The sequence below is a fragment of the Citrobacter sp. MGH110 genome (assembly GCF_001037515.1).
GTDB lineage: Bacteria > Pseudomonadota > Gammaproteobacteria > Enterobacterales > Enterobacteriaceae > Citrobacter > Citrobacter portucalensis.
In genome coordinates this window covers 173149-199237 of sequence record NZ_KQ089832.1, presented here as the reverse complement: position 1 = coordinate 199237, position 26089 = coordinate 173149, and the positions used below count along the sequence as shown (strand labels likewise).

The following is a 26089-nucleotide window of genomic DNA, read 5'->3' as shown; positions in this document are numbered from 1 at the left end:
TTGAGATTTCACTTCCATGAAATGCTTCACACAATTTAAAACTTGGATGATAAAACTGGTTTTTGGTTAAATAAAAGTTACGGGTTGGATTTATTCACTAAATCAGTGAGAGCAGGCGGCATTATAATTGCCGGATGGCGCTGCGCTTATCCGGCCAGTTAACAAAGATTAGCGGTGTGTTTTCCCCGGCATACGCGGGTCGTCTTTGTATTCCGCCGTGGCAATCCAGGCTGCGCAAAACAGGGTCAGACGAGCGAAGAAGTAGAAGAACGCCATCAGTCCAAGCACGGAACCAAATGCCGCGCCCGACGGCGACTGCACCAGTGATGGCAGCGTATACGTCATGATCATTTTGATGACTTCAAACCCCAGCGCCGCGATAAAGGTACCGCGTATGAGCGCTTTCTTACGCGGTCGGTGACGCGGTAGCCGCCAGAAAATCCAGAAGAACAGCAGGTAGTTGGCGAAAATAGAGATGGTCAGGCCGATCAGCCGCCAGGCGGGCTTCAGCCATTCGATACCGTCGAGATACAGCGCAGAGATAATCATCTGCTGGGCGGAACCGGCGATAGAGGTAATGGACAGAGTAACAATCAGCGCAACCAGTAAGCCAATCAAGGAAACAAAATCACGCAGATATTTGACCCAAATTTTTTCCTGATCCTGCGGCGTACGTTCCCAAACATCCCGCGACTGGGCACGAATCGCTTCGCGCAGGTTCCCCATCCAGTTAATGCCGGAATAGAGCGCGATACCCAGCCCAACCAAACCTACGGTCGTACGCTGCTGAACGGCGGTATTGATGGTGTTTTTCAGCGTAGAGGCGAGCGTCGGATCGCTGACGTTCAGCAGAATCTTGCTGAAGATATCCTGCAACAGCGTAGGGTGCGAAGCGAGAATAAAACCCGCGGCGGCAAACGACACCATCAGGATTGGGATCATCGACAGAAACGAGAAGTAGGTAATGGCGGCACCAAACTGATTTCCCATACGATCGTTAAACCGCTCTGCGGCACGAATAAGATGGGCGATGATGGGCTGGCGTTGAATTTTATCGGCGAAGGTCAGCGCGGTTTTCAGCGCCTGGTTCGCTTTAGCGTTTTTCTCCGGCGCGGCGGAGGCTGGTTTATGTTCTGGCGTAGGGTGTTTTGCGTCTTGTTCCTGCGTCATCCGATCGGTTGTCCTTATTTTGTTCACTCATGACATTATAGCCTGCTCAGGGGCGCATCCTGAAAAATGGACTAATCCACATAGTCTTTCATCACGCCAGTCAGCCATTCCATAAACAGATGTACCCGGCGGGAGAGGTTGCGCCGATGCGGATAAAGCAAAGAGACTGGCATTGGCTCGGCGCGATATTGCGGCAACACTTCGACCAGCGTACCGGCGCGCAGGGCATCACGCACGCCAACGCGCGGCACCTGAATAATGCCCAGACCGGCAAGGCATGCCGCGTGATAGGTTTCGGTACTGTTTACCGTTAGCATGCCGCCGGTTTTAACCCATTGCGTGCCGTTTTCTGTCGCCACTTCGAAACCTTGCGCACGCGTTCCCAAATTGACCGAGTAATGCACCACTGCATGCGAGGCAAGATCCTCCAGATTTTCCGGATAACCAAAGCGGGCGAGGTATTGCGGGCTGGCGCAGTTAATCTGCGTGAGTTTCCCCAGCGGGCGCGCAATCAGCCCTGAATCTTTCAGCGTACCCACGCGTACCACACAGTCGAAACCTTCGCGGATCAAATCCACCAGACGGTCGCTGCTGCTGAGTTCGAGTTCCAGGCCTGGATACTGATGCAAAAAGCTCGGTAAGCGGGGCATCACCAGGTTTCTTGCTACACCGACCGGCATATCAACGCGCAGCTTGCCGCTGATGCTGGACGGATCGTGATGGAACAGCCCATCCAGCTCATCCAGATTACTCAACAGATCTTTCGCGCGTTCGTAATAGATCATGCCGTCTTGCGTGAGCTGAACGCGGCGTGTTGTGCGGTGCAACAACTGCGTGCCCAGATGATTTTCCAGAGCTTGGATCTGGCGCGATACGCTACCTTTAGGAAGTCCGAGGGTGTCTGCGGCACGCGAAAAGCTCTCCAGCTCTGCGACGCGGATGAACAACTGCATTGCGTGAATTTTATCCATTCTCATGCCCTATTGTTGTTCTAAATGAAACAGTAATGCGCAGTTAGCAGTATTTATTGTTCTTCTATCACCTAATAAGCTTTGTCTCAATCTTCACAACACCTGAAATGAGGTTTCTTATGACGCAACGTATCGCATTGGTGACTGGCGGCGGCCGTGGACTCGGTAAAAACGCGGCGCTGAAGCTGGCAAGTAAAGGAATCGGTATTATCCTGACGTGGAACAGCAATGAAAAAGAAGCGCAGCAGGTTGTGGATGAAATACGCCAATCTGGCGGTAAAGCGGCGGCATTACCGTTGAATGTCGGTAATATTTCTACATTCCCTCAGTTTGTTCAACAGGTGCAGGGAACGTTACAAACGCAGTGGCAAAGTAACGTGTTTGATTATTTATTGAACAATGCCGGAATCGGCATTAACGCACCGTATCCGGCATTTACTGAAGCGCAATTTGACCAACTTTTGAACATCCATTTTAAGGGCCCCTTTTTCCTGACGCAGAGCCTGCTACCGCTGATGAATAAAGGTGGTCGCATCCTCAATGTCTCGACCGGGCTTGCCCGCTTTGCGCTACCGGGTTACAGCGCATACGCAGCCATGAAAGGTGCGATGGAAGTGTTAACCCGTTATCAGGCAAAAGAGCTGGGAGAGCGCGGTATAACGGCGAATATTATTGCGCCAGGCGCAATAGAAACGGATTTTAGCGGCGGAAATGTGCGGGATAATGCGCAATTGAATGCGTACATTGCATCGCAAACGGCGCTGGGACGCGTTGGTTTGCCGGATGATATCGGCGATGCCATTGCTGCGCTGCTTAGCGATGAACTGGCCTGGATGACGGCACAGCGTATCGAGGTATCCGGCGGAATGTTCCTGTAAACCCATAAGGTGCTTATTCAACAGGTCACGGAATGCGTTGAATAAGCACTTAATGCTAGATTGTATTTTGTAACAGATTTATCCATTGTCGTAGATATCTTATTTTTAGCTAAAAATATAAAATCATATTAATTAATATTCATTGTCTTATCATGAGCGTCAAATATTAAGACTTTCCCTAATTTTCGAACCTGTTTTTGCTCCTTTGTATGATCCTTCGGGTTGAGCTGTAACTATTCATAACTTCTGCTTCTTTCTTCTCCGTCTATCGGTAAAATGGCCCCCCGCCAAATGGTGACTTCTTATTTTACCCTATGGGTAATACCCTTCCGCATGTTAAGGCTAATATCCTATTCGGATGGAGATAAATAATGCAGGTAGTAATGTTTGACAGGCAGTCAATATTTATTCATGGAATGAATGTAAGTTTGCAGCAACGTATTCCAGGAGTGGATGTTCAGGGTGTCAGTCAGGCAGATGAACTTTGGCTGACGCTGGAAGATAAACCCGAGGCATTAGTTATATTGGATGGCGACCTTGATGCTGAGTTCTGCTGTAGCTTGCTGCAACAGATAGCAGAGCGCTTTGCGATGGTGAAGGTGCTGGTGACCGCAACGGACTGCCGTAAAAAATGGTTGCAAGAGGTCACTAAACTGAACGTGCTGGCCATTGTTCCGCGCGATTCTGACGCGGAAACCTTTACGCTGGCCCTCAATAGCGTCGCGATGGGTATGATGTTTATCCCCAGAGACTGCATAACCGCTACCGAAAGCGGTGGGCAAAATATCAGATTGCTCAGCGCACGTCAGCGGGAGATTTTGACCATGCTGGCCGCCGGAGAATCTAATAAACAAATTGGTCGACTGTTAAATATCAGTACCGGAACGGTAAAAGCCCATCTTGAATCGTTGTACCAGCGCCTGGAGGTAAAAAACCGTACGCAGGCGGCAATGATGTTAAACAACACCATTTACTAGGAACATATTTCACAGTCAGAATGTTTCTGGCTGTGAAATAGACACTGGCCAGATATTTTTAGCGCAAAATTGGGTAATTCCCACGCTGAATATCCACGTAATTAATACTTCCAGCTGAAACCTGTCTTTTATTTGCGTCATTTCCTTATGGATGAATGCCTCGCAGATACTCATATCTGCGAGTAGCAATGTTTCTGCCTGCATCACCGTAATTGGGGTATCAAAGGATTCATTGGCGGTGATTTCGTGCCCGTAGCCAATGACCCAGATGCCTTTTTGGTCCTGATACTTTTCCAGCGACAGGCCCTGCCATTGCTTAATAAATGCAATACAGGCGGGCGTGAAATGCGTCGAACGCAGCGGCATAATCATCTCTGTGCAAAGAGATCTATTCTAAAAAAAACACGCCGTTACGCTAGTTGCCTGACAGCCAGTATTTACCGCAAAACGACCTATGCCGTGGGCGGCTGATATTCCTGTTTTAACAGACCAAAAATCCAGTCATCGTGCCAGGTTTGATGTAGCCAATAGCTTGCGCGTAGCGTGCCTTCATGAATAAACCCGACCTTTTCCAACAGACGCCGTGAGGCTTCGTTTCCTGCGGTGACACAGGCGGTTAGCCGCCGCAGACCGCCGCTGGCAAAAGCGTATTCACACACGGCATGCAGAGATTCAGCGCCATAACCTTTACCCTGTGCCTGTGGGGCGAGCAGAAAGCCAACCTCGGCACATTCATTGTTATCCTGAATGTATCCGGTCACGCCAAGCGGTGCTCCCGATGTCTTATCGCACAGGAGCAGACATAGCCAGTATGGGCTGCCGGGATACCATTCAGGCAGGCGGGAGTCGAAGGCTGTCCGTATTTCCTCTTCAGTACGTGCGTCAGCGACAAAGCGCATCACATCTGGGTTCTGCTGTAGCGTTAAGAAGAACGTCCAGTCATTTTCTGTCAGTGGGCGGCAGAGCAGACGTGATGTTTGCAGTACAGGCACAGGCTTATCTCCAGAATAATTTTCAATGATTGTGCGGAAGTCACTGTAAAACTTATTTATTTGCTATATGAATGTGTTCTAGTCTACATCGGCACAACGTTGCGTTTAAAAAAGATAATTACATACCATGGTGAGGCCGCACGTTTTGGGTCCTTTTAGGGAAGATGATGACCAATAGCGCGTTACAAGCGACATGTACACCCTTTGAACATTGTCTGGGGATTATCCGCCAGGCGTCGGTAGAAATATTACTGCTGCTAGGCGTACATGCCGCAGAAGGCAAAGACCCACGGTGGTTTCTCGAACAACTGGATCAGGCACGACTGAATCTGGGCGGCTGGGGGGCTGTCGCCAGACGGTTGCAGATGAATGATGCGCAATTGAGCCAGTTCACTCTGCGGCTACGTCATCTTCAACAGAGTGTACCCCAATATGAAAATGGCCAGGACGTCAGTGAAAACCAGCTGATTTCAGCGCTGCGCTTTGTGGCTTCTCTGGAACAATTACGCCAGCAACAGCCCATCCTGAAGTATCAAACCGAAATTGCACCTGTGGAGCCGGATGCTCAGATGCGGGCGCAGCGTCAACTTCGCGCAATAGAATTAACCCTCAAATCTCTGATTGCACGGGTATGGCCGGATCAACATCCTCTCAACAGCTTTCTGAAACAGCACTTTGGTGGTGAACGTCTGCGTCGCTGGCTAAAGTTGGGCGAAGGACGAGATGCGCTGGACGGTATGATGTTTAGCGAGCTGGCGCTGATGGTCGTCGATAAGAAATTATTCGTTCGCCACTTTACGCAGATTTTTAACGATACCTCAGTGCTCATGTCATTTGTTGAGCCGCGCATCACGCTACGCATGTTTTTGGATGATTGCCGCCTGGCTCGTAACTGCGTTATCGCGCAGCAGCCGCTGACGTCAGTACAACTGATGTTGCTGGACTACCAGTACCGACAGATAACTCATCCTGTGCAACGGGCATTTGAAGAACGGCGTACGCGCATTAATCCTGCGTCGTATCTGGAATCTGATGAGGCTATGGTCCGCCAGTTTTGGGAAACAGCAAAGCAAAAAGACGAGCAAGCGGGAGGCGATAAGCATGAAATCGCAGACAGTATTGATCCGCCGGAAAAGCGAGCCAAGCGCACGGCGGAAGAACGTGAACAGCTGATTTCCGGCATGTTGTGGGTAGCGGTCGGCGTGATGGTGCTGGCGATTTCGCTGGGTGCGTTCTGGTTATTTACTTCGCCAGCGCCACAGGCGTCTTCCGGACAATCCGTTGAAATTGTGCAGGAGGAACCGCGACGCGATGCCCCCAGCGCACGGGAGGCGGTGACCCGAATGGGCATCACCTGGGATGCCTTTAACATGCGGGCGGCTATCGATCGCAATGACACCCGCGTGACGTCACTGTTCCTGCAGGGCGGGATGGACTGGAAGCTGGCGTGGACGGAGCAGGCATTTTCGGCGGGCAATACTGAGGTGTTGAGACTGCTGCTGCGTTACCCTTCGCAGATGGATGAAAGCAAACCATGCCGACAGTTTATGACTACGCTCAGCCATGCGATGTCGAATGGGGCATCGCTCACTTCGCTGCATAAAAGTTATCTGCAAAGTTTTTGTTCCGTGCCTGCGGTCGTTGCGCGTCAGCAATATGATCTTGAGCAGGCCGAGCTGCGTGTTCGCGCCCAGCCAAGCCCTGAGAACAAGAAATGGCAGAAAATTCACGCCGAGCTGTACGATGCGATTAACTGAAAGCCTGATGACTCAGACCGTCAGCCGCTAGGGTTCGCCATACAAACCGATGAGTCGGCGCACCACGCCATTGGTCCAGCCAAAGCCGTCCTGCAACGGATATTCCCCGCCGCCGCCTTCGCGCGGCGCTGCGTCGGCTATGTGGTATTTTTCGATAAGTTTGTGGTGTTCCTGATAAAAGAGATTCACCGTTTTCAACCAGTTACGGGCAATTTCATCCCCGAGATGGTCGTCACCGTACAGTTTGAAGCCCTGGATCGCCATCCACTGCAGCGGCGCCCAGCCGTTGGGTTTATCCCATTGTTCCCCGGTTTCATGCTCCGTGGCTAAAATGCCACCGGGCGTGAGTAGGCGACTGCGCACCGCGTTAGCAAGCCGATCGGCTTGTTCATGCGTTGCCATACCGACATACAGCGGCACAATACTGGCGGCAGAGAACAGGGCCATTTGTTCGCGCCGCCAGTCGTAATCGCGATAGCAGCCGTTTTCATCGTCCCAGAGATAGCGGTTTACCGCATCACGACGATCGCTGGCTTTCTGGCGAAACAGCTCTTCCGTTTCTTTGTCACCTTTCAGCGCGGAAATATTGGCGATAGTGCTTTCCAGCTTGTAGAGGAATGCGTTCAGGTCAATTGGGATGAACTGCGTGGTGCGTATGCTGGCAAGGCGGCCTGCGTCGCGCAGCCAGCGCGATGAATAATCCCAGCCAGAAGCCGCGCCCGCGCGTAAATCCCGATACACTTCATTGGGCGGGCGACCCGAATGCTTGGCGGTCTCGACGTCTTCAAGCCATGACTCATCGCGCGGCGTATCACGATCGTCCCAATAGCGGTTAAGTAGAGAGCCGTCCGACATTCTGATCACGTGGCGGTAGGCCTGGTTGAGTACCAGGGAATCGGCGCCATCCATCCAGAACGCGTACTCCATTTTTAGATGATCAAGGTAACGACGCGCGCCGCGTACGCCATCTTCTTCAAACAGCTCCACCATCAGGGCAAAAACGGGCGGCTGTGAGCGGCTCAGATAGTAAGTACGGTTGCCGTTCGGGATGTGACCATAGTTTTCAATCATCCAGGCAAAGTTATCTGCCATACATTTCAGCAAATCTTCGCGGCCGCTCTCTGCCAGACCCAGCATGGTAAAGTAGGAATCCCAGTAGTATGTTTCGCTAAAACGCCCGCCTGGCACAATGTATGACTGCGGTAACGCCAGCAGCGAGGACCAGGGAATGTGATCCTGCGGCTCGCGCGTCAGCACCGGCCACAGTTGATCGATATGTTCTTTCAGCGAACTTTCCGGGTCAGAAACGTATTCGCTGGAGGGCGTTTCCGGGAGCCAGAAATGGTTCTCGACGAAGCGTCGCAGATCGAAGTCCCGATGGCGTTTAACCTTGCGATAGCGAATTAAAATGTCGAGCGGGTCCATTTTGGGCGCACAATCTGGGAAGGTTTTACTATCCGCAAACAGTTTGGATGACTGGACGTGTTCGAACAGTTCGAGATAACGATCGGCAGGGGTTAACGCATCTGAAGCGGGAAGTCCTTCAATCATCTCCGGCTCAGGCTCCGCCTCAATCATTTCATCCAGCTTTAACTCGCACGGATCCATTTCATAAAGCAGATCGATGTCGATCGTCATTTCTTCAGAAGGGGCGTGGGGTAGTTTCTGGTTGAGCATAATGAGAAAGACCTCCGATGGACGTTGAAAGATTAAGGCTATTGCCCGGTCGTCAGTTAAGCGTAGACATTCGCTTCGGTGTCGGGTGAGTAAAGCGTGCGGTTGATCACGTTTTAATGCTGAGCAAAATTTAAAGAATCAGACTATCCCAATGAAAATAATGGATAATTCAAAGTTCTGCATGATCTGAATATATTTCATTTTCAGAGCATTCGATTGCAACGAGGTGTGAACAGAGAAAGGTAACGCCTTATCTCTATAATAGGCGCAGGCTATTCTATTGATAGTTCTCCTCCATGTAATTGCTTGATACTTATCAAAATAGTAATCCCCTTATTTCCTATGATGGTCAGGTCTGACAAAGACTGTGCATTAATTATTCTAATTTTTCTGGGTCACAATAACTCACAACGGTGAGGGTAAAATAATGAAAATCATTACCCGTCTTACCGCGATTGCCATAGCTGGCATCGTGATTTGTTATTTTGGATTATCCGGTTATGTGTGGTATCACGATAATCAACGTAGCAAACAGGCTGATGTTCAGGCCTCTACGCTGGAAGAAAATAATAAGGTATTAGGTTTTTTACGCGAAAAAGGATGCGATTATTGTCACACGCCTTCAGCTGAATTACCTTTCTATTCTTCTTTTCCTGTCGCTAAGCAGTTGATGAATTATGATATTCAACTGGGATACAAATCATTCAATCTTGAAGCCGTTCGTGCGGCGCTGGTCGCAGATAAACCCGTTTCGCAAAGCGACCTGAATAAAATTGAATGGGTGATGCAGTACGACACCATGCCGCCAACGCGATATACCGCGCTGCACTGGGCCGGGAAGGTCAGCGATACGGAGCGAGCCGAGATCCTGGGCTGGATTGCGAAACAGCGTGAGCAGTATTACGCCAGTAACGATACCGCCGCGCAGCATCGTAATGAACCGGTACAACCGATACCGGAAAGCATCCCAACCGATGCCCGCAAAGTAGCGCTTGGCTTTACGCTTTACCACGACCCGCGTATTTCAGGTGACAGCACGATTTCTTGCGCGCATTGCCACGCCCTGAATGCAGGCGGCGTGGATGGCCGGAAAACGTCGATCGGCGTAGGCGGCGCTGTTGGCCCGATTAATGCGCCGACAGTGTTTAACTCGGTCTTCAACGTTGAACAATTCTGGGATGGTCGTGCGCCAACATTGCAGGCGCAGGCAGGCGGCCCGCCACTGAACCCTATCGAAATGGCGTCTAAATCCTGGGATGAAATTATCCAGAAACTGGATAAAGATCCGCAATTGAAGCAAGAGTTTATCGCGGTTTATCCGCAGGGATTCAGCGGGGATAATATTACCGATGCGATTGCTGAGTTTGAGAAAACGCTAATTACGCCAAATTCGCCGTTTGATAAATGGCTACGCGGCGATGAAGCGGCGTTAACTGCTCAACAGAAACATGGCTATCAATTGTTTAAAGATAATAAGTGTGCGACCTGTCATGGCGGTATTATTTTAGGCGGGCGCTCATTTGAGCCATTGGGTTTGAAAAAGGACTTTAATTTCGGTGAGGTCACTGCCGCAGATATTGGCCGCATGAACGTCACTAATGAATTACGTGACAAGCTGCGTCAAAAAGTCCCGGGCTTGCGTAACGTTGCGCTGACCGCGCCTTATTTCCATCGCGGTGATGTGCCTACGCTCGATGGCGCGGTAAAACTGATGCTGCGTTATCAGGTGGGTAAAGAACTGCCGCAGGAAGATATCGACGATATCGTGGCGTTCCTCGAAAGCTTAAACGGCGTGTATACGCCATATATGCAGGGTAAATAACCTCTGGCGTTATCCAGCCTGACGCGTTTTGCAGGCTGGATAATTCTTCTTTACCTGGCGAGTATTTACCTCTGCTCATCCACAAATATTCCCCACAATTCTTCTACTGCTCTGGACATTCTGCCCGCAGGCCGAAACAGTCGGATATCAATGGGTATCCATAACCCGCTCTTCTGTGAAGCCGCCGCGGCGATCGTCCCGGCCTGAACGTCCGGGGCCGCCAGACTTTCCGGCAGCCAGGCAATGCCGTCCCCGGCTTTGACCATTGCCAGCAGCGTGGCGGCCAGATCGGCGGTGAATGCGATGTCCATACCGCGTCGGGCATGATTCACCGATGACGTGTTCGAGAGGATCCTCCCCAGACCGGATTCTGCAGAGAAGGAGAGAAACGGAAATTTTTTGCCCCCCGTAGCCTGCCAGAGCGGCTGATGAGAGCGGGGATCGCATTTGGAGTAAGGTAATAACATTTCTCGAACGAGACGGACGCTAAGATATTTCGTCTGATCGAGGTTGATGTGCATGTGAGGGTGGTAATAACACAGCAGAAACTGCGCATCCCCTTTTTCAATCATCCGTTCACAGGCGCTGAGCGTGTCTGACAGCAGGCGAAATGAGCCGAAACGGGCGATTTTTTCATTATTGCGCATCAGCGCCGGAAAAAATGAGAACGACAGGGAATGCGTTGCGGAGAAAATAACATCCGGTCGGGAATTTCCCGCCGCTTCGATGGTTTCATTTCTCAGGGTGTATAGCGCCCGGATCAGTTCGGGCACCTGAGCGACGAAAACTTCCCCCGCACGGGTCAGGCTGACACCACGGCGGTTACGTTCAAAAATCGGCGTTCCAAGCCACTCTTCCAGCGAAACAATGCGCCGACTGAATGCGGGCTGCGTCACATATCGGGAAGCGGCTGCGCGGGAGAAATTGAGTGACTGCGCCAGCGCAACGCAGTCTTCAAGCCAGGTGAGTTCCAGGTGATGCCGATTTTGCATTACAGCCAGCCTCTTTGGCATTAGATCAGTAAATAGGCACTGCTTAAGATGGAGAAATACAGGACGATGGCGTCCTTAAATGCTGCCTGAGTGCATTATGCCAATAATAAACCGGCATGAGTTATCACTTTTTACAGGCGCGTAAGTGCAAGCATAACTGACCAAGAACCCGCCGGAGAAAACATGCGTATCCTCGATGTTGTAGAAATTACCAAACCCATCGCTTCCCCTATTCGTAATGCCTATATCGATTTCAGCAAGATGACGACCAGCCTGGTGGCCGTTGTGACTGATGTTGAGATAGAGGGCCGCCGTGTGGTGGGATACGGATTTAACTCTAATGGCCGTTACGGCCAGGGGGGATTGATCCGCGAACGCTTCCGTAACCGCATTCTGGACGCTGACCCGGAAAGTTTGTTGAATGCCGAAGGCGATAACCTGGATCCGCATAAAATCTGGGACGTCATGATGAGTAATGAGAAGCCGGGGGGCCATGGTGAGCGTTCGGTGGCTGTGGGTACGCTGGATATGGCTATCTGGGATGCCGTTGCCAAAATTGCCAACAAGCCGTTGTTCCGTCTGCTGGCTGAGATGAAGGGTGTTGAGGCGAATCCACGCGTCTTTGTCTACGCGGCGGGGGGTTACTATTATCCGGGTAAAGATCTGAGCGCGCTGCGTCAGGAAATGCGAGGCTACCTGAACCGCGGCTACAACGTGGTTAAAATGAAAATCGGCGGCGCATCGTTGGAAGAGGACCGTCGCCGTATCGAAGCGGTGTTGACTGAAATTGGCGATGAAGCGCGTCTTGCCGTTGATGCCAATGGACGCTTTAATCTGGAAACCAGTATTGCCTATGCCAAAATGCTACGAGATTATCCATTGTTCTGGTACGAAGAAGCTGGCGACCCGCTGGATTATTCTCTCCAGGCCGCGCTGTCAGAATTTTACCCAGGTTCGATGGCGACGGGTGAAAATCTCTTTTCTCATCAGGATGCGCGCAACCTGCTGCGCTACGGCGGCATGCGCCCGGATCGCGACTACCTGCAATTTGACTGTGCGCTTTCCTACGGTCTGGTCGAATATCTGCGTACCCTCGACGTACTGGCGCAGTTTGGCTGGTCCCCATCACGCTGCATACCGCATGGCGGTCATCAGATGTCGCTGAACATTGCGGCGGGTCTTGGTCTCGGTGGGAATGAAAGTTATCCGGATCTGTTCCAACCGTACGGCGGTTTCCCGGATTCAGTTAAGGTGGAAGAGGGTCATATCGTCATGCCAGAACTGCCGGGCATAGGGTTTGAAGGTAAATCTGACCTGATTAAAGAGATGCGCGCGTTGGCCGAATAGCGCGGGCGGCGGTGACATAACACCCCTCCGGTTGCCGGAGGAGTGTTACTTAAGCGTGTAGTGAATAACGTCTACACATGGGCAATTAGCGCATAGTGACGAATTCTTCTGCCGCAGTCGGGTGAATCGCAACGGTGTTATCAAAGTCTTTCTTGGTTGCGCCCATTTTCAGCGCGACCGCGAAGCCTTGCAGCATTTCGTCCATGCCAAAACCGATGCCATGAATACCAACAATCTTCTCTTCCGGACCCACGCAAACCAGCTTCATGCGGCACGGCTGGCGGTGTGAAGTCACGGCAGTGTACATCGCGGTAAACGAGGATTTATACACTTTCACCTGGTCATCGCCGTGCTGTTCGCGAGCCTGCTGCTCGGTCAAGCCCACGGTGCCAATCGGCGGGTGGCTGAAGACCACGGTCGGGATGTTGTTGTAGTCCAGATGCTCGTCCGGCTTGTTGTTAAACAGACGCTCGGACAGGCGACGGCCCGCGGCAACGGCAACCGGCGTCAGCTCAACGGCACCGGTATTGTCGCCGACGGCATAAATACCCGGCACGCTGGTGTTCTGGAATTTATCAACGACGATGTAGCCTTTTTCGTTGGTTTTCACGCCGGTAACAGCCAGATTGAAGTTGTCCGTTTCTGGCTCACGACCAATCGCCCAAATCAGGCAGTCTACCGTTTCGCTACGACCATCTTCCAGTTGCAGGGTCAGGCTGCCGTCAGCGTTTTTAACAACCGCTTTTGGAATCGCGTGAGTATGCAGAGTCGGGCCTTCGGCGTTCATTACCTCAACCAGCGTGTCGACGATCATCGGGTCAAAGCTACGCAGCGGCGCGTGTTTGCGTACGAACAGGTGCGTTTGGGCACCCAGGCCGTTAATCACACCAGCCAGCTCAACGGCAATGTAGCCTGCACCAACAACCGCCACGCGTTCTGGTAACGCTGGCAGCTCAAAGAAACCATTAGAATCAATACCGTATTCCGCGCCAGGGACAGCCGGGCGACTCGGGCGACCACCAGTGGCAATCAAAATATGATCGGCAGTGATGATTTCACCATTCACTTCAACGGTTTTTGCATCAACGAAGCGCGCAAAGCCTTTGATCACATCGACATTATTTTTGCCCAGCACGTTGTCGTACGAGGTATGAATACGATCGATATAAGCGGTACGCGTGGCGATCAGTTTATCCCAGTCGAACTTATTGATGGTGGTGTCGAAACCGTAATCCGGACCGTACATGTGGATCGCTTCGCGGACCTGTGCGGCATGCCACATCACTTTCTTCGGTACGCAGCCAACGTTAACGCAGGTGCCGCCTAACTCTTTGGCTTCAATCAGTGCGCATTTTTGACCGTACATTGCTGCACGGTTAATGGAGGCAATACCGCCGCTGCCGCCGCCAATAGCGATGTAATCATAGTGCTTGGTCATGACCGCTCCTTTATGTTCATTGTAGGGCGGAGAAGCGTTACGCCATCCGCCAAAATATTCGCGATTGTATACCTGATATTAAAAGGTTCCACCGATGGCTGTGATTACTCCGGCACTATCCAGCTTACGGAAGTATGCCCGGTTCCTGTCGGAACCAGTTTGCTGTGCAACCACGGCAGGACGTTGTTCATCTGCTGCTCCAGCTTCCACGGTGGGTTAATCACAATCATGCCGGATGCCGTCATGCCGCGCTGATCGCTGTCCGGGCGTACTGCCAGCTCAATTTGCAGAATTTTGCGGATGCCGGTGTCTTCCAGTTCGTGGATCATGCGCTTGATTTGTTGGCGCAGAACCACTGGATACCACAACGCATAGGTGCCGGTCGCGAAACGTTTGTAGCCTTCGTTAATACCGGTCACTACTGCCTGGTAGTCGCTTTTGATTTCGTAGGGTGGATCGATAAGGATCAACCCACGACGGGAAACCGGCGGTAATTTTGCTTTCAGCTGCTGATAACCATCGGCTTTGGCCACGCGAGCGCGCTCATCTTTCTGGAATTCGCCGCGCAGCAGAGGGAAGTCGCTCGGGTGCAGTTCAGTTAATTGCAGACTGTCCTGTTCGCGCAGCAGCTGGCGAGCAATTAACGGAGAGCCCGGGTAGTAGCGCAACTGACCGCTACGGTTGAAGTGCTGCACTACGCCAATGTAGGGTTCCAGTTCGGCAGGCAAATCGTCCTGCTGCCAGATACGGGCGATCCCTTCCAGGTATTCACCGGTGCGTTCGGCATGCTCACTGCTCAGCTGATAACGGCCAGCACCAGCATGGGTGTCCAGATAAAGAAACGGTTTTTCTTTCTCTTTGAGCGATTCAATGATCAGGCTCTGAACGGTGTGTTTAAGGACGTCGGCATGGTTGCCTGCGTGATAACTGTGGCGATAACTGAGCATGGGTAATGAAATTCCGCTGAAATGACGATTTGCCACAGTTTACAGCAGATCGGCACAGATTACCCGTAGGCCCGGTAAGCGCAGCGCCACCGGGCGTCTTTCCATCACGGTTAGCATTGAAATCCTCTACACTTAACCCCATTGTACAAATTAATATGCACAGCGCCGGATACGCGCTTCATTCACTCTTTTCAACAGGACCGCGCTAATGACCAATCCATTGCTGACTCCCTTCGAACTGCCGCCGTTTTCTAAAATTCAGCCAGAGCACGTTGTGCCTGCCGTCACTAAGGCGTTGAACGATTGCCGTGAAAATGTTGAGCGAGTGGTTGCGCAGGGCGCGCCGTACACCTGGGAAAATCTTTGCCAGCCGTTGGCGGAAGTCGACGATGTGCTGGGGCGTATTTTCTCTCCTGTTAGCCACCTGAATTCGGTGAAAAACAGCCCGGAACTGCGTGAAGCCTACGAACAAACGCTGCCGCTGCTGTCTGAATACAGTACCTGGGTTGGACAACATGAAGGCCTGTACAAAGCGTACCGCGACCTGCGTGATGGCGATCATTACGCCACCCTGAACACCGCACAGAAAAAAGCGGTTGATAACGCGCTGCGCGATTTTGAGCTTTCTGGTATTGGTCTGCCGAAGGAAAAACAGCAGCGCTATGGTGAGATTGCCACCCGCCTGTCTGAGCTCGGCAACCTGTACAGCAATAACGTCCTCGATGCTACGATGGGCTGGACCAAGCTGGTGACCGACGAAGCGGAACTTGCCGGGATGCCGGAAAGCGCGCTGGCCGCCGCAAAAGCGCAGGCTGAAGCCAAAGAGCAGGAAGGCTATCTGTTAACCCTGGATATCCCAAGCTACCTGCCGGTGATGACCTACTGTGATAACCAGGGGCTGCGTGAAGAGATGTATCGTGCATACTCCACGCGCGCATCTGACCAGGGGCCAAACGCGGGCAAATGGGACAACAGCCCGATAATGGAAGAGATCCTCGCGCTGCGCCACGAACTGGCACAACTGCTGGGCTTTGAAAGCTACGCCTTTAAATCCCTGGCTACCAAAATGGCGGAGAACCCGCAGCAGGTACTCGACTTCCTGACTGACCTGGCGAAACGTGCCCGTCCGCAGGGTGAGAAAGAGCTGGCTCAGCTGCGCGCCTTCGCGAAAGCGGAATTTGGTGTTGATGAGCTGCAGCCGTGGGATATCGCTTACTACAGCGAGAAACAAAAACAGCACCTCTACAGCATCAGCGACGAGCAGCTGCGTCCTTACTTCCCGGAAAACAAAGCCGTTAACGGTCTGTTTGAAGTGGTTAAACGTATTTATGGCATCACCGCCAAAGAGCGCACCGATGTTGACGTCTGGCATCCGGAAGTTCGTTTCTTCGAGCTGTACGATGAAAACAACGAGCTGCGTGGTAGCTTCTATCTTGATCTGTATGCCCGTGAACACAAACGCGGCGGGGCGTGGATGGACGACTGTGTCGGCCAGATGCGTAAATCCGACGGCACATTGCAAAAGCCGGTCGCTTACCTGACCTGTAACTTTAACCGTCCGGTTAACGGTAAACCTGCGCTGTTTACCCACGATGAAGTGATCACCCTGTTCCACGAGTTCGGCCACGGTCTGCACCACATGCTGACCCGTGTCGAAACCGCGGGCGTTTCCGGTATCAACGGTGTGCCATGGGATGCGGTCGAACTGCCGAGCCAGTTTATGGAGAACTGGTGTTGGGAGCCGGAAGCGTTGGCGTTTATCTCTGGTCACTTTGAGACCGGTGAACCGCTGCCGAAGGAACTGCTGGATAAAATGCTGGCGGCGAAAAACTACCAGGCAGCGCTGTTTATTCTGCGTCAACTGGAGTTCGGTCTGTTTGATTTCCGTCTGCACGCGGAGTTTAACCCGCAGCAAGGGGCTAAAATCCTCGAGACGCTGGCGGAAATTAAAAAACAGGTCGCCGTGGTGCCGGGCCCAACGTGGGGCCGCTTCCCGCATGCCTTCAGCCACATTTTTGCTGGTGGCTACGCAGCGGGTTACTACAGCTATCTGTGGGCAGACGTACTGGCGGCAGATGCCTTCTCTCGCTTCGAAGATGAAGGGATTTTCAACCGTCAAACCGGACAATCGTTCCTCGATAACATCCTCACCCGTGGCGGTTCTGAAGAGCCGATGGAACTGTTCAAGCGCTTCCGTGGCCGTGAGCCACAGCTGGATGCAATGCTGGAGCATTACGGGATCAAAGGCTGATTATTCACGTGAAAATCTGCTTAGTAGATGAAACAGGCGCCGGAGACGGCGCCTTATCTGTTCTTGCCGCCCGCTGGGGACTGGAACACGATGAAGATAACCTGATGGCGCTGGTGATGACGCCGGAACATCTGGAACTGCGCAAACGTGATGAACCCAAACTCGGCGGTATCTTCGTGGATTTCGTGGGCGGTGCGATGGCCCATCGGCGCAAATTTGGCGGTGGACGCGGTGAAGCGGTGGCGAAGGCGGTTGGCATTAAAGGCGATTACCTGCCGGATGTGGTCGATGCAACCGCAGGGCTGGGGCGCGATGCGTTTGTACTGGCCTCGGTAGGCTGCCGCGTACGAATGCTGGAACGTAATCCGGTAGTGGCGGCGCTGCTTGATGATGGCCTGGCGCGCGGCTATGCCGACCCGGAAATCGGTTCGTGGCTGCAGGAACGTTTACAGCTGATCCATGCGTCGAGTCTGACGGCGTTAACCGATATCACGCCGCGCCCGCAGGTGGTGTACCTCGATCCGATGTTTCCACATAAGCAGAAAAGCGCGCTGGTGAAAAAAGAAATGCGGGTGTTTCAGTCATTGGTGGGGCCGGATTTAGATGCGGATGGGCTGCTGGAGCCTGCGCGTCAGTTGGCCACCAAACGTGTGGTGGTGAAGCGCCCAGACTACGCGCCGCCGCTGGCGGATGTCGCCACGCCGAACGCGGTAGTCACGAAAGGACATCGGTTTGATATCTACGCTGGGACAGCATAGTTTGTAGATCTGTGCGCTGTGCTGCCTGATGCGCTACGCTTATCAGGCCTACGGCAGCGTGTGGTTTGTAGGCCGGATAAGGCGTTAGCCGCATCCGGCATAACCTATTAAACAAACGGTGCCAGCGGGTCGGCAATCTCAAATGCTACTGCTCGGTCTGCTTTCGGTGGGTAAATCAGCTCGCTGACAATCGACACCTTCAGCTTCTTCGCTTCTGCGCGCGTCAGTTTCACCTGCTGATCCCATCCTTCGCTATACACTGCACCCCAGGCACCAAGATCCAGGCAGGTGACGTAGTTTTCCTGACGATATGGCAATGGCGCTACGTCCAACAGATCTGCCGCAGCGTTATTACCGGCAAATTTACCCAACAAAATAGCGTGCTGACAGGTCATTAACGCATGGTTGCCTTTGTCGTCGGTGGCGGCATAGGCCACATCGCCAGTAGCGTAGATATCATCGTGACCCACAACCTGCAGATTGGCATTCACATGCAGACGGCCCTGGCGATCGCGCGGGGCGTTAATCTGTGCTGTCAGGTTATTAGCCTGTACGCCGACGGTCCAGATAACCGTCTGAGAGGCAATCACCTGCCCATCTTTCAGCGTGACGCCGGAGGCATCCACACACTCTACTTCCGCATTGACCAGCCACTCGACGCCCAGTTCAGCAGAGGCTTCGATAATCACGTCACGTAATTCCTGGCTCCAGCGTCCGCCCGGCTGAGCACCGCGTTCAACTACGACAACTCTGGTCTTAGTATCGGCGCCCAATATTTCACGCAAACGACCCGGTAATTCCAGCGCCATCTCTATCCCGGTGAAACCACCACCACAGACCACCACAGTATTACGAGCCTCACTTTCCGGTTGTAATGCCAGATTGTTAATGTGCTGCTCCAGTACGGCGGCGCTCTCGAGTTGGTCGAGGTCAAACGCGTGCTCGGCGGCACCGGCAACGGCGTCGCGGTTTACGTGACTTCCGCTGGCGAGCACCAGGCGGTCATAGCGACGTAGATGAGTGTCACCGTTGGCATCTTTCCAGCTCACCTCTTTAGAGTCCGGGAGGATTTGCTCGACGTGACCTTGCAGGAAGTTGACGCCGGTAACGTCAAACAACGGTTGCAGTGGTGCGACCAGCGTATGAACGGCGCTTTCATAAAATCGTGGGCGGACACGCAGCTCCGGCTGTGGAGCAATTACTGTAATATCAATTGCCTGCTGATGTTTATCCGCTAGTCGTGCGGCGCTTAATGCTGCCCACATACCGGCAAAGCCGGCGTCCACGATCAGAATTTGTTTACGCATTGGGGTTTTCTCACTGGTGACTACGAATTATTTACTCGGATTTTATTTGTCGTAGTTAGGAATTGCAATGCGATCGAGATCCTTTTTGCCTCAAAGGGTGGTGTTTTTTGATTATCTGATTGATAAATATGCATTTAAAGTTCTGTTGTGAAAAGGGATTACTTTGCTGTCTGGAATGAATGAGATGAAAAAGCTACAATAAACTCAGATTCATTTTGGCTGAGATAAGAAAATGGCATTCTACAGTTCGGGAGTTGAGTACGGCATTCATAGCCTGATGTGTATGGTCGACAGTAAGGGCGACGCGCGGGATATGAGCGTGCGGGAAATAGCCGAACTGCAAAGCGTACCGTATGACTATCTGGCAAAAATTTTCACCCGTCTGTCCAAAGCGGGTCTGGTGCGCAGCATTGAAGGCAAAGGTGGCGGTTTCCAGTTAGCTAAACCCGCTGAACACATCACGGTGCTGGATGTGGTGAATGCTATTGATGGCGATAAGCGCATCTTTGAATGTCGTGAAATTCGCCAGCGGCTGGCGGTATTTGAGGAACATCCACCGGAGTGGGCCTGTGAAGGCATTTGTGGCGTGCGTTCGGTAATGGACATGGCCCAGCAGCGAATGGAAGAAGCGCTCGGTCAGCATACGATTCTGGACTTGGCGCGCAAAATGTACCGTAAAGCGCCGGACACTTTTGTGGTGGAAGTGCAGGAGTGGATAGACGCGCGTAAAGGGTAGTGAGTGAAAATGCCCGATAGCGCAAGGCGACCGGGCATGTTGAATGTAGACCGGATAGGGGCAATAGCCGCCATCCGGCACTGAAGGTTATTGCTCGGTGCTCGGCGTATTAATCATGCGGTTCAGCCATGGCACCATAATCGCCATAACAACCGTTACGGCCAGGGTGACAAGGCCAATCTTACTGAAGACGTTGGTATAGATAGGCAGCGTTTGCAGCGGGTCGGTGATGTTCTCTGGTACGGCGGTGAACGTGGCGACATAACCCCCCATCAGGAAGGCCGCGGCCTGCGTCAGGAACCACATCCCAAGAATGAAGCCCATCAGGTGTTGTGGCACGAGAGCGGCGACCATAGCCAGTCCCAGGGCGCTAATCAGCAGTTCACCCAGGCTCTGGAACAGATACACCAGCACGATAAACCACGGCGACGTCAGCCCTTGTGCATCGGCAAACCACATCCCGGCAGCGGCGGCCGTCAGGAAGCCCAATGAGCACAGGAACATACCGAGCGTAAATTTCATCGGCATGGTCAGATCTTTGCCTTTGTTGCCCAGACGGGTATAGATTGCGGCCAGTACCGGACTCGCCAGTACCACCCAGAACGGGTTCAGCGCCTGGAAGCTCACCGGGTTGATGGCGAAACCAAGAATTTCATGGTGTACGTTATTGATCGCAAAGAAGTTCAGTGATGTTGGCATCTGCGCGTACAGCACGTAGAACACCACCGCTTCCAGCATCAGGATAAAGGCCACGAACATCTTGTTGCGCCCGGTTTTATCCAGTTTGAATGCCTGACGGAAGAAGATGATAGTCACAGCAATCGACAAGACGATCAGCACCAGGTTGGCAATCTGCACGTTGTGCATCAGCCAGGCGCAGATAAATACCATCACTACCGTACCGGCCAGCACGTAGAACAGGTTACGGAAATTCAGTGGCTTATGGTCTGGCTCAGAGCCGATATTTTTCACCATTCCGCGGCAGGCAAAGTAGACCAGCAGCGCGACGATTAGTCCGGCTCCGCACAGGTTGTAAGTCACAGCGTAGCCAAACTTATCGGCAATCACCGGCGCCAGCGACAGTGACAGCAGCGAACCGATGTTAATCGACATATAAAACAGGGTGAAAGCACCGTCCAGACGGGCGTCTTTCGGGGGATAGCATTTTGACAGCAGGCTTGCCGGGTTGGCTTTAAATAGCCCGTTACCAACGGCAATGGTACCCAAAGCAATAAAGATTAGATCCGGCTTAAGCAGCGACATCCCGGTCATGAAGTAGCCGATTGCCAGCACAATGGCACCGAGTACCAGCGTGCGCTTGGTGCCTAACAGGTGGTCGCCGACGTAGCCGCCGATCGAGATCAGGCCGTAAACCAGTGCGGCAAAGGCACCAAAGGTGACAAATGCCTGTTCTTGTGAAAATCCGAGCTGCTTAACAAAAAATACCGCCAGGATGCCCTGTACGCCGTAATAGCCAAATCGTTCCCATAATTCCACAAAGAAGATCATGAAGAACGGACGAGGTTGCTGCAGCAAGCCCGTAGGTGCAGTTTTATTCATATTCCATCGCCTTTCAAAGCCATCCCGAAAAGTATGAACGCGTATGCTTAAACGCGCCGAAAAAGTCTTATTTTGTTATAGACTACGGTTATTGGCCGCAAGGGTAGAGTATTATAGAGATAGTTTTCGATCCAATTAGTTGATCACACTAATTATGATTTGTTTGTTGGATTGATGTACTAATTGTGACCGAATGATAAAAACAAAAACGCCCGCGAAGGCGGGCGTTTACAGGCTTAACGACTTGCAGTGGGCCGGGTTAAATTCCGGCGGCAAGCATTTTATGCTTCTTCGTCGTCACGCAGCGGAACAATCAACATGTCGACGTGGACGGTGTTGATCAGTTGGCGCGCGGAGGACATCAGTTTGCTCCAGAAATCCTGGTGGTGACCACAGACGACCAGATCCATGTCGTATTTTTTGATGGCATCAACCAGAACCTGACCCAGGTCGCCGCTACCGCTCAGGGTTTCGGTGATAGGGTAGCCTGCATTGGTGGACAGCTCGGTTAACGCGTGGTGGGTTTCTTCAGAAATGCGTTTCTGCATGTCGCCCAGATTCACGTCGATGAGCCCGGTGTACAGGTCGGAATAGTTTACGTCAACGTGGATAAGGGAGACTTTAGCATTGTAAGGTCGCGCCATAGAAACCGCTTTTTCAACCAGAACTTTGCTTTCCGGAGAAAGATCAACCGCGATAAGAATGTGTTTATAAGCCATAGTGTTACTCCTTCCATAAGTTGTCGATGACTAGCCTGCTGGCGTTATATGCCGCCGCGTCATCCGCGTCCTGCGAACCTTGTGCGCGGGGCTAGCCCAGTCGTAAAAACGTACCATATAAGGACTATCCTTACATTATAGCGACCAGGATAATCCGTCAATCCGCCTTGCTTGCCAAATAGTTAAACAAATTTTTTAGTTAATTGCATTGATAGCGATTAACCTTATGGCAAAAAAATTAACTAATCTCCTACACTATCTAAAGAGGCGTTCGGATGCGTGATACTAACACGAACGGTTTCGGCTGCACTCTTCATTGAATGGTTTGGCAGGGTATCGGGGAGCGGTAGTCCCGGAAAGGAGTTCCGTGGGCGGGTCGCCGGGGAGGAGGTATGATAAGCACCATTGCATTATTCTGGGCTTTATGTGTCGTTTGCATTGTTAATATGGCGCGCTATTTTTCTTCGCTACGCGCACTGTTAGTGGTACTTCGTGGTTGCGATCCATTACTTTACCAGTATGTAGATGGAGGGGGCTTTTTTACCTCGCATGGGCAACCGAACAAGCAGATGCGTCTGGTGTGGTATATCTACGCTCAGCGTTACCGCGATCATCATGATGATGAATTTATTCGCCGCTGTGAGCGGGTTCGCGGTCAGTTCATTCTCACCAGCGCGCTATGCGGCCTGGTGCTAATCAGCATGGTTGCGCTGATTATCTGGCACTGATGCCAACAACAGATACAAAAAAAGCGGGTCAGCTTCCTGACCCGCTTTTTTATCATGCATTCGCTTAGATAAGCTTCAGGGAGAGCCAGTACAGCACCCCGGAAAGAATAATCGCAGCCGGCAGGGTGAAGACCCAGGCCATCAGAATGCTGGTTACCGTTTTACGCTGCAATCCGCCGCCATCAACAACCATCGTCCCCGCAACGGAAGAAGAGAGAACGTGGGTGGTGGAAACGGGCATACCGGTGTAGCTGGCGAGACCGATAGAGACTGCGGCGGTCATCTGAGCCGACATCCCCTGGGCATAAGTCATGCCTTTCTTACCGATTTTCTCGCCGATGGTGGTGGCAACGCGACGCCAGCCAATCATCGTACCAATACCCAGCGCCAGTGCGACGGCCATAATGATCCAGATAGGCGCGTACTCAATGGTGCTCAGCATGTCGGCTTTCAGTTTTTTCAGCAGACGCTGATCGTCAGCGCTTACGCCAGGCAGCTTAACCACTTTATCGGTGGTATCAGAGATGCACAGCATAATACGGCGCAGCTGACCACGCTGTTCGACGCTTAACTTGTCGTAGGTTTCCAGGTTCGCCAGCATACCTTTCGCACGTTCCAGCGCGTTGATGGTATTCGCCGGGTGGCAATGGAACTCTGTCGTCGTCGCGGGTGCCGCGTCCGTCGGGGACGGAATCAGCTGGTCTACGCCTGTGGCCTGTTTAAGCAGGTCAGGGCGCTGCTGGAAGAAGACTTCGACGTTATTGATTGCATCACGGGTACGGGTAATCTCGTAACCGGAAGCATTCATATTCACCACGAAGCCTGCAGGCGCTACGCCAATCAGCACCAGCATCACCAGACCAATGCCTTTCTGCCCGTCGTTAGCGCCATGAGAGAACGCTACGCCGATAGCGGAGAGGATCAGTGCAATACGGGTCCAGAACGGCGGCTTTTTCTTGCCATCTTTCTTTTCACGTTCTGCTGGCGTCAGGTGGATACGGGCACGTTTTTTTGTACCGCTCCAGTAACGACGCAGAATGAAAATAAGACCGCCTGCAACCACCAGACCAACAATTGGCGAGATGATAAGCGAAGCAAAAATACCGATAACTTTCGGAATGTTAAGTGCGTCCACCACCGAGGTGCCGGTCATCAGTGCATTGGTTAAACCAATACCTATAATGGCGCCAATCAGCGTGTGGGAGCTGGATGCAGGTAAACCAAAGTACCAGGTACCCAGGTTCCAGATAATTGCCGCCAGCAGCATGGAGAACACCATGGCAAGGCCATGTGACGATCCCATATTAAGCAGCAGATCCGTTGGTAGCATATGCACGATGGCATACGCCACGCTGAGACCACCCAGCAAAACACCAAAGAAGTTGAACAACGCAGCCATGACCACCGCCAATTGCGAACGCATTGCACGGGTATAGATCACGGTTGCGACAGCATTGGCTGTGTCATGGAAGCCGTTAATTGCTTCGTAGAACAGCACAAAAGCCAGAGCAAGCAATAGTAAAAGCCCGGTATGTAAATCCAGGCCAGCAAACAAATGTAGCATAGGACGTTACGCCATTTTGAGGACATGAACGCGGCGCATTATCAGTGACTTTGGCGGCGCGGGCAAAGTGAAATATAGAGTTTTTTGATTTGTCTCCTGCTTTGTTTTACACCACTAAAGAATTATCCTATATATTTCAGTTAAATACCCTTTATCGGTAGTTTGGTGCTGGTGCGACCACTGAGGAATCTTTACAATTCACACCCGCTTTTTAGAGAGGATCGCAACGTGGAAAGGTTTGATACCGTTATTATAGGCGCTGGCGCAGCGGGTATGTTTTGTGCCGCGCAGGCAGGACAAGCAGGTAGCCGAGTACTGCTTATTGATAATGGTAAAAAGCCAGGACGCAAGATTCTCATGTCTGGCGGGGGACGCTGCAACTTTACCAATCTTTATGTCGAACCGGCCGCCTATTTGAGCCAAAACCCCCATTTTTGCAAATCGGCACTGGCACGCTATACGCAGTGGGATTTTATCGACCTGGTGGGCAAACACGGTATTGCCTGGCACGAAAAAACGCTGGGTCAGCTGTTCTGCGATGATTCCGCTCAGCAAATTGTCGATATGCTGGTAGACGAGTGTGAAAAAGGTAACGTAACTATGCGGTTACGGAGCGAAGTCCTGAGCGTGGTGCAGGATGATGAAGGTTTCACCCTCGAACTGAATGGTATGACGGTCGGCACGAAAAAACTGGTTATCGCTTCCGGTGGGCTTTCCATGCCGGGTCTGGGGGCAACGCCGTTTGGTTATAAAATTGCCGAACAGTTTGGTCTGAAGGTGTTGCCAACGCGCGCGGGACTGGTGCCCTTTACGTTGCATAAGCCACTGCTGGAGCAGCTTCAGGTGCTCTCTGGCGTGTCGGTCTCCTCCGTTATCACTGCCGAGGATGGCACCGTATTTCGCGAAAATCTGCTCTTTACACACCGAGGACTTTCGGGCCCAGCTGTTTTGCAGATTTCCAGTTTTTGGCAGCCAGGCGAATTTGTCAGCATTAATTTGTTGCCGGATGTTGACCTGGCGAGTTTCCTCGACGAACAACGTAGCGCACACCCTAACCAGAGCTTAAAGAACACCTTAGCAATGCAGTTGCCAAAGCGTCTGGTGGAATGCCTGCAGCAGTTAGGGCAAATTCCTGACGTGTCTCTGAAGCAGCTTAACGTGCGCGATCAACAGACGCTGGTTGAAACGCTGACCGAGTGGCGGGTGCAGCCGAACGGTACGGAAGGGTATCGTACCGCCGAAGTCACGTTGGGCGGCGTCGATACCAACGAGCTGTCATCGCGCACGATGGAAGCCCGCAAAGTGCCAGGGCTCTACTTTATCGGCGAAGTGATGGACGTCACCGGCTGGTTGGGAGGCTATAACTTCCAGTGGGCATGGTCGAGCGCTTGGGCATGCGCGCAGGATTTGGTGTCTGAATAAGCGAAGACGATACGTTGAGCGTGGACCCGCTGTGTTTTACATAAAGCTCACTTGTGAAATTTGCCCGGTAAATGGA

The 26089-nt window shown here is 52.2% G+C and carries 22 protein-coding genes; 10 read left to right on the top strand and 12 right to left on the bottom strand.

What is annotated here, in order from left to right:
- Window positions 1–168: 168 nt before the first annotated feature.
- Window positions 169–1170, bottom strand: coding sequence for an inner membrane protein YhjD (gene yhjD / locus SK38_RS20920; protein WP_032945313.1), 1002 nt, complete (start codon window positions 1168–1170; stop codon window positions 169–171).
- A 71-nt stretch (window positions 1171–1241) separates the two neighbouring features.
- Entirely contained in the window at window positions 1242–2141 is a 900-nt protein-coding gene (locus tag SK38_RS20915) for a LysR family transcriptional regulator (RefSeq protein ID WP_008786405.1), read from the bottom strand.
- A 119-nt stretch (window positions 2142–2260) separates the two neighbouring features.
- Here SK38_RS20915 and SK38_RS20910 point away from each other — a divergent pair, with 119 nt between their 5' ends.
- Complete coding sequence (locus SK38_RS20910; protein WP_048236976.1) at window positions 2261–3019, top strand: SDR family NAD(P)-dependent oxidoreductase; 759 nt, start codon at window positions 2261–2263, stop codon at window positions 3017–3019.
- Between the two features lie 371 nt (window positions 3020–3390).
- Window positions 3391–3996 (top strand): helix-turn-helix transcriptional regulator, encoded by a 606-nt coding sequence (locus SK38_RS20905; protein ID WP_003827446.1) that lies wholly within the window; start codon window positions 3391–3393, stop codon window positions 3994–3996.
- Window positions 3997–4011: 15 nt separating this feature from the next.
- Here SK38_RS20905 and SK38_RS20900 read toward each other — a convergent pair whose 3' ends face one another.
- Both SK38_RS20900 and SK38_RS20895 read right to left on the bottom strand, forming a co-directional pair.
- Window positions 4012–4362: a glycoside hydrolase family protein gene (locus tag SK38_RS20900; protein ID WP_048236975.1), complete on the bottom strand. Its 351-nt coding sequence runs from the start codon at window positions 4360–4362 to the stop codon at window positions 4012–4014.
- 86 nt (window positions 4363–4448) lie between these two features.
- Complete coding sequence (locus SK38_RS20895) at window positions 4449–4988, bottom strand: GNAT family N-acetyltransferase (protein WP_048236974.1); 540 nt, start codon at window positions 4986–4988, stop codon at window positions 4449–4451.
- Window positions 4989–5155: 167 nt separating this feature from the next.
- Here SK38_RS20895 and SK38_RS20890 point away from each other — a divergent pair, with 167 nt between their 5' ends.
- Entirely contained in the window at window positions 5156–6745 is a 1590-nt protein-coding gene (locus SK38_RS20890) for an STY4199 family HEPN domain-containing protein (protein ID WP_032945303.1), read from the top strand.
- A 27-nt stretch (window positions 6746–6772) separates the two neighbouring features.
- On the opposite strand, the gene SK38_RS20885 is transcribed toward SK38_RS20890, so the two are convergent.
- Window positions 6773–8422, bottom strand: a complete 1650-nt coding sequence (locus SK38_RS20885) for an alpha,alpha-trehalase (RefSeq protein ID WP_048236973.1) — start codon at window positions 8420–8422, stop codon at window positions 6773–6775.
- A gap of 427 nt (window positions 8423–8849) precedes the next feature.
- On the opposite strand from SK38_RS20885, the gene SK38_RS20880 reads away from it, so the two are divergent.
- The gene (locus SK38_RS20880; protein ID WP_008786400.1) at window positions 8850–10244 is read left to right on the top strand and encodes a cytochrome-c peroxidase; all 1395 of its coding nucleotides are present in this window, start codon (window positions 8850–8852) and stop codon (window positions 10242–10244) included.
- Between the two features lie 65 nt (window positions 10245–10309).
- On the opposite strand, the gene SK38_RS20875 is transcribed toward SK38_RS20880, so the two are convergent.
- Window positions 10310–11236: a LysR family transcriptional regulator gene (locus tag SK38_RS20875; protein ID WP_048236972.1), complete on the bottom strand. Its 927-nt coding sequence runs from the start codon at window positions 11234–11236 to the stop codon at window positions 10310–10312.
- A 183-nt stretch (window positions 11237–11419) separates the two neighbouring features.
- On the opposite strand from SK38_RS20875, the gene SK38_RS20870 reads away from it, so the two are divergent.
- On the top strand, window positions 11420–12583 hold the full coding sequence (locus SK38_RS20870) for a mandelate racemase/muconate lactonizing enzyme family protein (protein ID WP_008786398.1): 1164 nt from the start codon (window positions 11420–11422) through the stop codon (window positions 12581–12583).
- A gap of 85 nt (window positions 12584–12668) precedes the next feature.
- Here the strand turns inward: SK38_RS20870 and gorA are convergent, their stop codons facing one another.
- Together gorA and SK38_RS20860 are read right to left on the bottom strand one after the other, a co-directional pair.
- Entirely contained in the window at window positions 12669–14021 is a 1353-nt protein-coding gene (gene gorA, locus SK38_RS20865; protein ID WP_008786397.1) for a glutathione-disulfide reductase, read from the bottom strand.
- A 104-nt stretch (window positions 14022–14125) separates the two neighbouring features.
- Window positions 14126–14968 carry a 23S rRNA (adenine(2030)-N(6))-methyltransferase RlmJ gene (locus tag SK38_RS20860; RefSeq protein WP_048236971.1) on the bottom strand — a complete coding sequence of 281 codons (843 nt, stop codon included), beginning with the start codon at window positions 14966–14968 and terminating at the stop codon, window positions 14126–14128.
- A gap of 208 nt (window positions 14969–15176) precedes the next feature.
- Between SK38_RS20860 and prlC the strand changes: the two genes are divergently transcribed.
- Both prlC and rsmJ read left to right on the top strand, forming a co-directional pair.
- Entirely contained in the window at window positions 15177–17219 is a 2043-nt protein-coding gene (prlC, locus tag SK38_RS20855; RefSeq protein ID WP_048236970.1) for an oligopeptidase A, read from the top strand.
- Window positions 17220–17227: 8 nt separating this feature from the next.
- Window positions 17228–17977, top strand: coding sequence for a 16S rRNA (guanine(1516)-N(2))-methyltransferase RsmJ (gene rsmJ / locus SK38_RS20850; protein WP_048236969.1), 750 nt, complete (start codon window positions 17228–17230; stop codon window positions 17975–17977).
- 107 nt (window positions 17978–18084) lie between these two features.
- On the opposite strand, the gene SK38_RS20845 is transcribed toward rsmJ, so the two are convergent.
- Window positions 18085–19284 (bottom strand): NAD(P)/FAD-dependent oxidoreductase, encoded by a 1200-nt coding sequence (locus tag SK38_RS20845; protein WP_048236968.1) that lies wholly within the window; start codon window positions 19282–19284, stop codon window positions 18085–18087.
- 232 nt (window positions 19285–19516) lie between these two features.
- Between SK38_RS20845 and SK38_RS20840 the strand changes: the two genes are divergently transcribed.
- Window positions 19517–20020 carry an RrF2 family transcriptional regulator gene (locus SK38_RS20840; RefSeq protein WP_003023361.1) on the top strand — a complete coding sequence of 168 codons (504 nt, stop codon included), beginning with the start codon at window positions 19517–19519 and terminating at the stop codon, window positions 20018–20020.
- A gap of 87 nt (window positions 20021–20107) precedes the next feature.
- Here the strand turns inward: SK38_RS20840 and dtpB are convergent, their stop codons facing one another.
- Window positions 20108–21580 carry a dipeptide/tripeptide permease DtpB gene (gene dtpB / locus SK38_RS20835; RefSeq protein ID WP_048236967.1) on the bottom strand — a complete coding sequence of 491 codons (1473 nt, stop codon included), beginning with the start codon at window positions 21578–21580 and terminating at the stop codon, window positions 20108–20110.
- Between the two features lie 281 nt (window positions 21581–21861).
- Complete coding sequence (uspA, locus tag SK38_RS20830) at window positions 21862–22299, bottom strand: universal stress protein UspA (protein WP_003023368.1); 438 nt, start codon at window positions 22297–22299, stop codon at window positions 21862–21864.
- Window positions 22300–22691: 392 nt separating this feature from the next.
- On the opposite strand from uspA, the gene uspB reads away from it, so the two are divergent.
- The gene (uspB, locus tag SK38_RS20825; RefSeq protein ID WP_003023371.1) at window positions 22692–23027 is read left to right on the top strand and encodes a universal stress protein UspB; all 336 of its coding nucleotides are present in this window, start codon (window positions 22692–22694) and stop codon (window positions 23025–23027) included.
- A gap of 64 nt (window positions 23028–23091) precedes the next feature.
- On the opposite strand, the gene pitA is transcribed toward uspB, so the two are convergent.
- A complete protein-coding gene (pitA, locus tag SK38_RS20820) occupies window positions 23092–24591 on the bottom strand; it encodes an inorganic phosphate transporter PitA (protein WP_003827471.1) in 1500 nt (499 codons plus the stop codon).
- Window positions 24592–24819: 228 nt separating this feature from the next.
- Between pitA and SK38_RS20815 the strand changes: the two genes are divergently transcribed.
- Window positions 24820–26013: a BaiN/RdsA family NAD(P)/FAD-dependent oxidoreductase gene (locus SK38_RS20815; protein ID WP_008786394.1), complete on the top strand. Its 1194-nt coding sequence runs from the start codon at window positions 24820–24822 to the stop codon at window positions 26011–26013.
- Window positions 26014–26089 lie beyond the last annotated feature (76 nt).